This is a genomic window from Tranquillimonas alkanivorans, from assembly GCF_900115595.1.
Classification (GTDB): domain Bacteria; phylum Pseudomonadota; class Alphaproteobacteria; order Rhodobacterales; family Rhodobacteraceae; genus Tranquillimonas; species Tranquillimonas alkanivorans.
The window spans coordinates 206,635-217,673 of sequence record NZ_FOXA01000006.1 but is presented as its reverse complement, the minus strand read 5'-3'; the positions used below and the strand labels follow the sequence as shown (position 1 = coordinate 217,673).

The window sequence follows — 11,039 nt, the reverse complement described above, 5'->3', positions numbered from 1 at the left end:
TACATGCCCAGCATGAAGGCGAGCATGATCACCGCCATGGTCGCGCCCATCATGATCGCCATGTAGGTGCGTGTCTCGGAGAAGAAGAGATGCTCCCACGCGTAGGTGTTGAGGTACATCAGGATGAACATCACCACCGTGGAAGTGAGGATCATCGCGCCGAAACGGATGTAGGAGATGTTGCTCCCTCGTGCGTTCGATCGTTGTCCGGAGCGTCGAAGAGCTCCGGACATCCGGCGCCCGGGAGCTTCCATAGGTTCCGGGGGACCGAACCCGGGATGCTCTGGAGGCGGACCGGGATCGTGGGAGCGGTACACGTCCGGATGCGGGAGGTGTGCCCCAGCCACCTGCGCAGCCGGCGCTCCGCGTCGTGTGCCAAACGTGGGCCGTCGGCGCATGCTTCCCACATGTTCACCAACTGGACAGTGGTGCGCGGATGCTGCTGCTCTCCGCGTCCCTGCCCCGCCGGAGGCTCAGAACACCAGGCCATCCATCAGCTTGCGCGCGGTGCGAAGGATGGCGGCGCGGGCGACCTGTCCGTCTCGTATCGTGGCGATGACCGTCATCTCGCCGGTTGGATGCTCCACCGACAGCGACTTCTCCTCGCCCTCGGGAAGGGTTGCCACGTCGACCGCCGGGCCCTCGGGCAGCAGCGCGGCGGTAGCGACGCTGACCGCACCCAGCACGCCGATGGCCTTGTGGCAGCGGTGGGGGATGAAGGTCCGGGTGGCCAGCGCCCCGCCCGCCCGCGGCGGCGAGACTAGCGACATCTTCGGTACCGACTTCTCGGACACGTCGCCGAGGTTCATCAGGCGCCCGGCCTGAAGCCGGATAGACTCGAGCCGCACGCAAAGATCGGCGTTCGCCTCAAGCGCCTCGGGGCTCTCGTCGCCGGACAACCCGAAGGCGTTGGCCCGCATCACCACGCAGGGCATGCCGTTGTCGATCAAGGTGCAGGGGACGCCGTCGATGTCGTCCACCGGATGCCCGGTGGGCAGAAGCGCGCCGCAGCTCGAACCGGCCGTGTCCTCGAAGGCGATGGGCACCGGCGCCGACGTGCCCGGAACGCCGTCGATCTGCGCCGAACCGTCGTAGGTCACGCGCCCGCCCGGGGTCGAGACGCTGGCAACCGCGCGCTGGTCGGTGTTCTCCATGTGGATGACGACCTCGGTCACACCGTCCCGCGCCTCGACCAGGCCCCGCTCGATCGCGAAGGGGCCGACGCCGGCAAGGATGTTGCCGCAGTTCTGCGCGTCGGTGACCACCGCCATGTCGACGAAGACCTGCAGGAACAGGTAATCCACGTCGACGCCCGGCCGCTCCGACCGCTTCACCACCGCGACCTTGGACGTCAGCGGATCCGCCCCGCCCATCCCGTCGATCTGCCGCGGATCGGGCGAGCCCATGATCCGCAGGAGGAACGCGTCCCGATCCGCGGGCAGGTCTTCGGCGAGGAAATACCCGCCCTTCGACGTGCCCCCGCGCATCCACATCGCGCGTACGCCGTCCGTCATGCGCTCGTCCCTTCTTCCTCTTGCCTCAAATACTCCGGGGTCCGGGGCAGAGCCCCGGGACCTCCGCCCGCGCCGTCCTCAGACGTATTTCAGGCCCTTCTCGGCCAGCCGCGCGCGCATGTCGTAGATGTCGAGCCCCAGCTCGCCCGCCGCCAGCCGCTTGCGCTTGGCCTCTTCGTTGGCGATGCGCGCCTCGGCCTTTTCCAGCACCTCGGCCGCCTCTTCGCGCGCGACGACGCAGACGCCGTCGTCGTCGGCCACAATCACGTCGCCCGGCCGCACGTAGGCGCCGGCGCAGACGATCGGCACGTTGACCGAGCCCACCGTCTCTTTCACCGTGCCCTGGGCGTGCACGGTCTTGGACCAGACCGGGAAGCCCATCTTCGTCAGGTCGGCCACGTCGCGCACGCCGGCATCAATGACCAGGCCACGGCAGCCCCGTGCCAGCGCCGAGGTCGCCAGCAGGTCGCCGAAGTACCCGTCCTCGCAGGGCGAGGTGGGGGCCAGCACCAGGATGTCGCCCTCCCTCAGCTGCTCGATGGCGACGTGCATCATCCAGTTGTCGCCCGGCGGTGCGCTGATGGTGACGGCCGAGGCGCCGGCCGAGGCGCCGGCGTAGATCGGCGTCATGTGCGCCGCCATCAGCCCCTTGCGGCCCTGCGCCTCGTGCACGGTGGCCACGCCGCATTCCCCGAGCCGGCGGACGATGCCCGGATCCGCACGCTCGACGTTCTGCACCACGACGCCGCCCATCACAATTCGTCCACGGTGCGGGGGAAGATCGACTGGAAGCCCTCGGCATGTGTGGCCGCGCGGCCGCCGGACTGACCGCCCGAGTTGCGGCGGAAGTGATTGCCCCGGTTCTGCGCCACGTTCGTGTAGTAGTCCCACAGGTGCTCCTGCCCCTGCATGCACTCGATGGCGGCGCGCTTCTGCTCCCACACCTCGGAGATGTCGAGGAAGGTGTCCGGCTTCCAGCCCATCTGCTCGGTCTGGTGCGGCTCGAACAGGTAGACCTGCGGCGCGCCCAGCACCTTCTCGCCCGGATTGTGGCCCCAGGCCTGCGCGATCATGCGCGCCTCGAGCGTCACCTGGCTGGCATACATGTGGTCGGTGTTGTAGGGGTCGTACTTCGAGTGCGTCAGCATGAATTGCGGCTGCACCTTGCGGATCACGTCCACCAGCCGGTCCTTGGCCTCGCGGTCAAGCTCGAGCGGGTAGTCCCCCAGGTCGAAGAACTGGATATCGTGCGCGTTCAGGGCGGCGGCGGCGTTCTCGGCCTCCTTCCGGCGCTCGGTCTTCACCTTGTCGAGCGTCATCCCCTCCTGCTTCCACAGCTTCGCGCTCTCGCCGCGCTCGCCGTAGGACAGGCAGACCACGGTGACGTCGTAGCCGCGCTTCTGGTGCAGGGCGATCGCCCCGCCGCAGCGCCACACGAAGTCCGCGGAATGTGCGCTAATGACCAAAGCCGTCTTGTTCGTCATTATGTCTTCTCCCTTCAGCCCAGCGTTTCCGGCCAGTAAAGCCGGGTCGGATTGTCCACCAGCAGCCGCCGCAGCGCCGTCTCGTCGGGCGCGATGTCGGCCAGCAGATCCACGAGGTGCCCGTCATCCGGCATGTTCTTCTTGATGTTCGGGTGCGGCCAGTCGGTGCCCCAGAGCACCCGGTCGGGGAACCGCTCGACCAGGGTGCGCGCGAAAGGCACCGCGTCGGCGAAGGGCGGGCCGGCGCGACTGATCCGCTCGGCGCCGCAGACCTTCACCCAGAAGCTGTCGTCCTGCATGAGGTCGAGAAGCATCCTGAAGGCCGGCTGCTCGGTGCCCCGGCTCGCGTCGACACGCCCCATGTGGTCGATGATCATCGGCACTGGCAGGCTCTTGAGCACCGGGGCCAGCGTCTCGAGCCGGTTGGCGTCGAAGTGCACCACCGCGTGCCAGTCCAGTTCGGCGATGCGCTCGACGATGGCGCGGACGGCGTCGAGATCGGCGTCCTTGCCCAGGTGCGAGACGAAGTTGAAGCGCACCCCGCGCACCCCGCCCTCGTGCAGCCGGCGCAGCTCGTCCATGGTGACGTCGTTGCGCACCATCGCCACGCCGCGATACCGCCCGTCCGACGCCGCGATGGCGTCGAGCATCGCGGCATTGTCGGTGCCGTGGCAGCTGGCTTGCACCAGCACCGACCGCCCGATCCCCAGCATCCGGTGCAGGTCGAACAGTGTCTCCTTCGGGGCGTCGACCGGGGTATAGGTCCGTTCGGGCGCGAAGGGGAACCGGGTGGCCGGTCCGAAGACGTGGCAATGCGCGTCGCAGGCGCCCGGCGGAAGCGCGATCTTCGGCTTCGACGGAGACGGGTGAAACGGCAGGTTCTGGGACTGGGTCATCACGCTTTTCTGTTTACTCGAGACGAAGTGTCGGAGAAGGGCCCGGCTAGGCGCAGGCCGACGATCACGAAGAGGACCAGGCCGGCGCACCGCGCGATGAGCGTCATCGCGTCGGTCGAGGCCACGGGCGTCGGCCAGACCACCAGCAGCGACGCCGCCGTCAGCAGGATACGCTCGGGCCAGGTGGTCCGCCGCCCGCACCAGCCGGCGAAGGCCACCGTCAGCCCGACCGTGCCGATCGTGGCCAGGATGGCGGCCAATGTGATCTCGACCGGCGTGCCGATCATCAGGAGCGCGGGCATGGTGGCGAAGAGGAACGGCACCAGCAGCTTCACGAAGCCCAGGCGCACCGCCTCGAACGCCGTCCGGTTCGCGTCCCCCCCCGAGATGCTGGCCGCGGCATAGGCCGCGAGCGCGACGGGCGGAGTGATCGCCGAGGCTAGGCCGTAGTAGAAGATGAACATGTGCGCCACGATGGGCTCCATGCCCAGCCGCGTCAGCGCCGGCGCGACCAGCACCGCAAGCAGCAGGTATGCCGCCGATGTCGGAAGCCCCATGCCAAGGATGAAGGACACCAGCGCCGTGAGCAGAAGGATGGCGAACAGGTTGCCGCTGCCCAGATCGACGATCAGCCCCGACAGCATGAGGCCGAGCCCGGTCAGGTTCAGCACGCCGATCACCGCGCCCGCTGCAGCCACGGCCGCAACGATGGGCATGACGGCCAGCAGCGTGTCGCGGCAGACCAGCGCCAGCCCCATCAGGCCGATGCGCGTCTCGCTCCGCCAGGGTGAGATCAGAAGCCCGATGATCAGGCACATCACCGCTGCGCGGGTCGGCGTGTAGCCCGCGGCCAAAAAGCCGATCAGTCCGATTAGCGGCAAAAGCAGGTAGCCGCGTCTGAGCAGCGTGTCGCGCAGCAGGGCCAGCCCCGCCTGCGCATCCCGCTCAAGCCCCAGTCGCCCGGCCTCGAGCCGCACAGCGACCATCAGCGCCAGCACGTAGAGAAGGCCGGGGATCAGCGCCGCGAGCGCGATCTGCGCGTAGGGCACACCGATGATCTCGGCCATCAGGAAAGCGGCCGCGCCCATGACCGGCGGCAGGATCTGCCCCGCCGACGACGCCGCGGCCTCGATTGCGCCGGCCAGCGTCGGGGTGTAGCCCACGCGCTTCATCAGCGGGATCGTAAAGGTGCCGGTGGTCACGACGTTCGCAACCGCGCTGCCGTTGATGGTGCCCAGAAGAGCGCTCGACAATGCCGCCGACAGGCCGGGGCCGCCGCGCATCCGGCCGGTCAGGCCGCGGGCGAGGTCGACGAACACCTCGCCCGTGCCGATCTTCATCAGAAGACCGCCGAGCAGGGCGAACAGGAAGATGTATTCCACGGCCACGCCCATGGGAACGCCATAGACCCCCTCGGTCGAGAGCATGAGGGTCGAGGCCAGCCGGCGCAGGTCATACCCGCCGTGACCGTACTCGCCCGGAATGAGGTAGCCGAACCAGGCATAGAGGATCGCCGCCGCCATCATCACCACCAGCGCCCACCCGAGCGCCAGCCGCACCAGCACGAACAGCACGGCAAGCAGCCCCGCGAAGATCCACAGATCCGGCGGCGTCGCCATGGCGCCGCGCATGATGATGTCGATGTAGCTGGCCCAAAGATGGTAGCCCGGCACCAGCGCGAAGGCGGCGAGCGCGTAGCACAGCCAGCGCAGCCAAGACCGCTCGCTGGCCAGGCCCAGCACCAGAAGCGCGCCGCAGGCCACCAGAGAGAAGAAGCTTGAACGGAGGATCAGCGCCGTGATCAGCCCGAAATAGGCGCCGTAGACGACGAGCGCCGTCACCGCCACGGCCACCAGCGTGAAGAGAAGCGAGACGAAGACGACTTCTCCGCCCGATCGCGTGGTGGCGGAGCGGTCGAGCCGCAGTTTGTCGAGTAGCTTGAACACCGCTCCGCCCTCCGATCAGTTCGCGCCGTCGAAGTAGGCTTGGGCGCCGGGGTGCAGGGCGATCGGCGTCTGCGTCGCCGTCTCGGGCGAGATCGCTTTGGCCTGCGGGTGCACCTCGCCCAGCTCTTCGAGGTTGTCGAAGATCACCGCTGTCAGCTCCTCGATCAGCGCCGGGTCCGCGTTTTCCTTGGTGAAAAGCGTGGCCGGGTCATTGACCACCGTCACCGGCTCGGTCTGATCGGGATAGGTGCCGGCGGGGATGTCGTAGGGCTGGTAGTAGGGGAATTCCTCAAACAGCTCCCCGACCTTCTCCTCGTCGAGCGACAGAAGCACCATGTCGCGCTGCGCGTCGAGGTCGATCAGCGCGGCGGTCGGCGCGCCGGCGAGCACGGCGGTCGCGTCGACGGTCCCGTTCATCAGCGCGTTGGTGCCTTCGGTGTAGGACAGGAACTCGACGTTGCCGGGATTGAACACGCCGTAGGCTTCGAGCAAACGCTGCGACAGCACCGCCGCGTTGCTTCCCGGAGGCCCGAGGTTGATGCGCTTGCCGGCAAGGTCCTCGAAGGCGGTGATGCCGGTATCCTCGGTCGTCGCGATCTGCAGAACGGCCGGATAGAGGTACGCCATCGCTGCGACGGGCTGCGGATCGCCGTCGAACGGCCCCTGCCCCTCTTTCGCCTCGTAGAGCGTCGAGGAGGACGAGAAGCCGATGTCCATCTGGTCGGCCGCCACGCGGCGGATGTTCTCGACCGACGCGCCGGTGACCTCGGCACGCGCGGTCGTGCCCTCGAGGCGGTTGTTGATGACGTCCGCGACGCCGGCCCCGATCACGTAGAACAGGCCGCCCGTCCCGCCCGTCCCGATCGAGACACGCTCCTGCGCCGCGGCGGGCGCGGCTGCGAGAACGGTGACGGCAACGGCCGCCGCTCTGCTTCTGAAGTTCATTGGGTCCTCCCTTACTGGCTTCAGGTGTCGATATCCGCCGGCGCGCGCGCGGGCTCCAAGGCGCGCAGGCTCGCGCTGGTCGCCTGCACGATGAGCCGGATCGCCGCCTCGCGGTCGTGACCGTCTGCCGCGCCGTGCGACAGGCGGTTGATCCTCTCGGGGTTGATCAGCGTGTAGTAGAGCGAGCCCAGCAGGAAATGGCTCTGCCAGACAATTTCGTCCCGTGGGGCGGCGGGAAGGCATTCCTGGATGGCGTCGATGAAGGTTTCGGTCGTGGTATCGAAAGCCTCGGCGATGATGCGCTTGGCATCCGGATCGCCCTCGGCCGACAGGAGCGCCCGCATTCGGGTGAACCGCGCCCCGCCGCCGGCAAGGTCGTTCGAGGACGAAAAAGCCGGGACGAGATAGGCGCGCAGCACCGCCGTCAGCCGCTGGCCCCGCTCGGTCACCCGCCGTGCTTCGCCCAGAAGCTCGAGCCGGCGCGCGTTAATCGGGCGCGTGTGCAGGTCATAGATGGCCTCGAGCAGCCCGAGCTTGTCGCGGAAATGGTAGGTGACGCTGCCGACATTCACCGACGCGGCCCGCGCGATCTCGCGCAGGGACACGGCGCCGAAGCCGCGCTCGGAAAACAGCCGCTCGGCCGCATCCAGGACCGCCGCCCTCGCATCCGCCTTTCCGCCCGGTTTCCCCATGAGCCCTCCTCCTCGGTTGCGGACAGTCGTACCACTCGGATGCCCACTCGTCCATATTTTTTAGACAGGCGTTCAAATGGAGCGCCCGGAGGGTGACGCTTGGCTCAATTGCCGGGCCGGCTGATCAACCTCGGGGCTACGTGCGGACGCACAAGGAACCATCGCGTGATGCCGCTGTTGAAGAAGACAGATGGCCACGGAGCAACCATGAAGAAGTCTCGGGAAATCACGCGGCGCGGGGTGCTGGCGGCGGCGCCGGCAGTCGGGGCGGCCGCGGCGAGCGCTGGAGCGGCCGAGGCCGCTGAGCAGGATGTCGAGCGCGACGACGATCCCCGGCGGGTCGAACTACGCGACACGACGCATATCCGGACCTACTACGACCTGTGCCGCAAGTGACGGGGGGCGATAACGGATGCTGAAACGCAGAACCTCCTCCCCCGCCCGGCGCAGGACAGGGGCCACCACCACGCCGCCGCCCGAATCCTTCGCACAGACGCGGCGCGCGTTTCTGCGCAACAGCGGCCTCGCAGGGCTCGCGCTCGGCACCGTGCCGCTGGCCCATCGCACCGTGCAGGCGCAGACGCCGCCGGAGATCGCGACGGACCGCACCGTCAAGAAGACCATCTGCCAGTTCTGCTCGGTCGGCTGCTCGATGTGGGCCGAGGTCGAGAACGGCGTCTGGGTCGGCCAGGAGCCGAGCTTCGAAAGCCCCATCAACCAGGGCACCCACTGCGCCAAGGGTGCGGCGATGCGAGAGATCTCGCTGGGCGAGCGGCGGCTGAAGTATCCCATGAAGAAGGTCAACGGCCAGTGGGAGCGGATCAGCTGGGACCAGGCGATGGAGGAGGTCACCGCCAAGCTTCTGGAGATCCGCGAAGAGTATGGCCCCGACAGCGCCTACTGGCTGGGGTCGGCAAAGTTCTCGAACGAACAGGCGTATCTCTTCCGCAAGTTCGCGGCCTACTGGGGCACCAACAACGTCGATCACCAGGCGCGCATCTGCCATTCGACCACCGTTGCCGGCGTGGCCAACACGTATGGCTACGGCGCGATGACCAACACCTTCAACGACATCCGCAACTCGCGCTCGATCATCATCATCGGCGGCAACCCGGCCGAGGCGCACCCGGTCTCTATGCTGCACGTGCTCAACGGGAAAGAGAACGGCGCGAAGATGATCGTGGTCGATCCCCGCTACACGCGCACGGCACGGCACGCGGACGAGTACGTGCGCATCCGCCCGGGCACTGACATCGGCTTTCTCTGGGGGCTCGTGCGGATCATCCTGGAAAACGGCTGGGAGGACCGCGAGTACATCGATCAACGGGTCTGGGGGCTGGAAGAGGTCGAGAAAGAGGTTGCCCGCTGGACACCGGAAGAGGTCGAGCGCGTCACCGGCATCCCGCCCGAGCAATTGCTGCGGGTCGCGACGACGCTGGCCGAGAACCGGCCCGGCACGCTGGTGTGGTGCATGGGCCTGACCCAGTCGACCGTGGGGTCGAGCAAGACGCGCGCGGCGTCGATCCTGCAACTGGTGCTGGGCAACATCGGCAAGAGCGGCGGCGGCGCCAACATCTTCCGCGGCCACGACAACGTGCAGGGCGCGACGGACCTGGGCGTGTCGTGCGACACCCTTCCGGCCTATTACGGGCTGGAGGAAGGGGCGTGGCGTCACTGGTGCCGTGTCTGGGGCGAAGACTACCCCTGGATGCGCGACCGCTTCACGTCGAAGGAGTTGATGGAGAAGGCGGGGATGCCGCTGAGCCGCTGGATGGATGGCGTGCTCGAGAACCCGGACTCCATCGACCAGCCGCACCCCGTCAAGGCGATGATCTTCTGGGGTCACGCCGCGAATTCGATCACGCGCGGGCCCGACCAGGTCGAGGCGATGTCGACCGTGGATCTGCTGTGCGTGATCGACCCGCACCCCACGCAGGTCGCGATTATGTCGCAGAAGGAGGACGGGGTTTACCTGCTGCCGGCCGCCACAACGGCCGAGATGCGCGGCACGGTCACGAATTCCTCGCGCTCCGTCCAGTGGCGCGAGAAGGTCTTCGACCCACTGTTCGAGTCGAAGACGGATTACGAGATCACGCTGATGCTGGCCGAGCGGCTGGGCTTCGCCGACCGAATGTTCCGCAACGTCGCCATCGAAGACGGCGTGCCGGTGGCCGAGGACATCCTGCGCGAGATCAACCGCGGCACATGGACTATAGGCTATACCGGCCAGAGCCCCGAGCGGCTGAAGCGCCACATGGAGCACCAGGACAAGTTCGACTCGGTCACCCTGCGCGGGCAGTCCGCGCCGGTCGAGGGGGAATACTATTGCCTTCCCTGGCCGGCATGGGGCGAGCCGAAGGACAGCCATCCCGGCACGCCGCTGCTCTACGACACGTCGAAACCGGTGGCCGAGGGCGGCCTGCCGTTCCGGGCGCGCTGGGGTGTCGAGCGCGAGGGCAGCAACCTCTTGGCCGAGGACAGCTTCCCCGTCGGGTCCGAGATCAAGGACGGCTATCCGGAAGGCTCCGTCGCCCTGCTGGAGGCGCTCGGCTGGCTCGATGAGCTGACGGCGCGCGAGAAGGTGGTGATCGGGGCGATCGCCTCCGACACCTTCGACCTGTCGATGCTCGACCTGAACGACGATCAGGCGCGTGCGCTGGTGGACGAGATGGACACTCTTCAGGCCAACGGCGGCCTGCGCCCAAAGGGTGAGGATCCACGGGTCGACGAGACGTGGCAATCGGGCCGGGATGTCCCCGACCCGGCTGCCGACCTGTCGGCACCGCTCCGCGTCATCTTCGACGGGTACTCTGACCGTGCGCTTTCGGCGATCCGGGCGTTCCTCGTCGTGAACGGCAGCGGCAGGGACCGCGACGCACTGCGCGCCAAGATGCGGGCGGTGAACTGGAAGACCGACCTTTCGGGCGGCGTGCAGCGGGTGCTGATTTCGCACGGGCTCGCGCCCTACGGCAATGGAAAGGCTCGCACCTATGTCTGGAACTTCCCGGACCCGGTGCCGCTGCACCGCGAGCCGTTGTTCACCCCGCGCCGCGACCTGCTGCCGGAATACCGAACCTATGACGACCGCGAACTCTGGCGGCTCCCCGCGCTCTACGCCTCGATCCAGGAAGACGACTGGAGCGAGGAGTTCCCGATGATCCTCACCTCGGGCCGGCTGGTCGAGTACGAAGGCGGCGGCGACGAAACCCGGTCGAACAAGTGGCTGGCTGAGTTCCAGCAGCAGATGTTCGTCGAGGTGAACCCCCAGGACGCCACAACGCTCGGCGTGGTGGATGACGGCTTCTGCTGGGTGTCCACCGTCAACGGCCGGATCCGCGTCAAGGCGCTCGTCACCCCTCGCGTCGGACCCGGCACCGTCTTCCTGCCGTTCCACTTCGCCGGGATGTGGATGGGCGAGGACCTGTCCGATCGCTACCCCGAGGGCACCCGCCCCTGGGTAGTGGGCGAGGCCACCAACACCATTCAGACCTATGGCTACGACGTCGTCACCCAGATGCAGGAGACGAAAGCCACCCTCTGCCGCATCGAACCCGCCTGAGGA

Annotated in this window: 9 protein-coding genes and 1 pseudogene; 2 read left to right on the top strand and 8 right to left on the bottom strand. The window is 67.7% G+C overall.

The window, feature by feature from the left end; translation table 11 throughout:
* From BM162_RS23235 to BM162_RS09890, 8 genes and pseudogenes are all read right to left on the bottom strand, one after another.
* Nucleotides 1-179 (bottom strand): annotated as a pseudogene (locus tag BM162_RS23235) (DUF305 domain-containing protein); the annotation flags it as partial.
* Between the two features lie 294 nt (nucleotides 180-473).
* Nucleotides 474-1,514 (bottom strand): 4-oxalomesaconate tautomerase, encoded by a 1,041-nt coding sequence (locus BM162_RS09920; RefSeq protein WP_093421113.1) that lies wholly within the window; start codon nucleotides 1,512-1,514, stop codon nucleotides 474-476.
* Between the two features lie 78 nt (nucleotides 1,515-1,592).
* Nucleotides 1,593-2,267: a 4-carboxy-4-hydroxy-2-oxoadipate aldolase/oxaloacetate decarboxylase gene (locus BM162_RS09915; protein WP_093421111.1), complete on the bottom strand. Its 675-nt coding sequence runs from the start codon at nucleotides 2,265-2,267 to the stop codon at nucleotides 1,593-1,595.
* Complete coding sequence (locus BM162_RS09910) at nucleotides 2,267-2,998, bottom strand: PIG-L deacetylase family protein (RefSeq protein WP_093421108.1); 732 nt, start codon at nucleotides 2,996-2,998, stop codon at nucleotides 2,267-2,269. The genes BM162_RS09915 and BM162_RS09910 overlap by 1 nt, the downstream gene beginning before the upstream one ends.
* A 14-nt stretch (nucleotides 2,999-3,012) precedes the next feature.
* Nucleotides 3,013-3,894, bottom strand: a complete 882-nt coding sequence (locus BM162_RS09905; protein WP_093421106.1) for an amidohydrolase family protein — start codon at nucleotides 3,892-3,894, stop codon at nucleotides 3,013-3,015.
* Complete coding sequence (locus BM162_RS09900) at nucleotides 3,894-5,840, bottom strand: TRAP transporter permease (RefSeq protein WP_093421103.1); 1,947 nt, start codon at nucleotides 5,838-5,840, stop codon at nucleotides 3,894-3,896. Before BM162_RS09900 ends, BM162_RS09905 begins: the two co-directional genes overlap by 1 nt.
* 15 nt (nucleotides 5,841-5,855) lie before the next feature.
* A complete protein-coding gene (locus BM162_RS09895) occupies nucleotides 5,856-6,785 on the bottom strand; it encodes a TAXI family TRAP transporter solute-binding subunit (protein ID WP_093421101.1) in 930 nt (309 codons plus the stop codon).
* A gap of 20 nt (nucleotides 6,786-6,805) precedes the next feature.
* Nucleotides 6,806-7,477 carry a TetR/AcrR family transcriptional regulator gene (locus BM162_RS09890; protein WP_093421098.1) on the bottom strand — a complete coding sequence of 224 codons (672 nt, stop codon included), beginning with the start codon at nucleotides 7,475-7,477 and terminating at the stop codon, nucleotides 6,806-6,808.
* 207 nt (nucleotides 7,478-7,684) lie between these two features.
* Between BM162_RS09890 and BM162_RS09885 the strand changes: the two genes are divergently transcribed.
* Nucleotides 7,685-7,873, top strand: coding sequence for a hypothetical protein (locus tag BM162_RS09885; protein WP_143096136.1), 189 nt, complete (start codon nucleotides 7,685-7,687; stop codon nucleotides 7,871-7,873).
* A 16-nt stretch (nucleotides 7,874-7,889) separates the two neighbouring features.
* The gene (locus BM162_RS09880) at nucleotides 7,890-11,036 is read left to right on the top strand and encodes a formate dehydrogenase subunit alpha (RefSeq protein ID WP_245759226.1); all 3,147 of its coding nucleotides are present in this window, start codon (nucleotides 7,890-7,892) and stop codon (nucleotides 11,034-11,036) included.
* The last annotated feature ends 3 nt before the right edge of the window (nucleotides 11,037-11,039 follow it).

Excerpts from the sequence above, each read along its gene's own strand:
- BM162_RS09920 (WP_093421113.1), bottom strand. The coding sequence starts at position 1,514 with ATGACGGACGGCGTACGCGCGATGTGGATGCGCGGGGGCACGTCGAAG.
- BM162_RS09915 (WP_093421111.1), bottom strand. The coding sequence starts at position 2,267 with ATGGGCGGCGTCGTGGTGCAGAACGTCGAGCGTGCGGATCCGGGCATC.
- BM162_RS09910 (WP_093421108.1), bottom strand. The coding sequence starts at position 2,998 with ATGACGAACAAGACGGCTTTGGTCATTAGCGCACATTCCGCGGACTTC.
- BM162_RS09905 (WP_093421106.1), bottom strand. The coding sequence starts at position 3,894 with ATGACCCAGTCCCAGAACCTGCCGTTTCACCCGTCTCCGTCGAAGCCG.
- BM162_RS09895 (WP_093421101.1), bottom strand. The coding sequence starts at position 6,785 with ATGAACTTCAGAAGCAGAGCGGCGGCCGTTGCCGTCACCGTTCTCGCA.
- BM162_RS09890 (WP_093421098.1), bottom strand. The coding sequence starts at position 7,477 with ATGGGGAAACCGGGCGGAAAGGCGGATGCGAGGGCGGCGGTCCTGGAT.
- BM162_RS09885 (WP_143096136.1), top strand. The coding sequence starts at position 7,685 with ATGAAGAAGTCTCGGGAAATCACGCGGCGCGGGGTGCTGGCGGCGGCG.
- BM162_RS09880 (WP_245759226.1), top strand. The coding sequence starts at position 7,890 with ATGCTGAAACGCAGAACCTCCTCCCCCGCCCGGCGCAGGACAGGGGCC.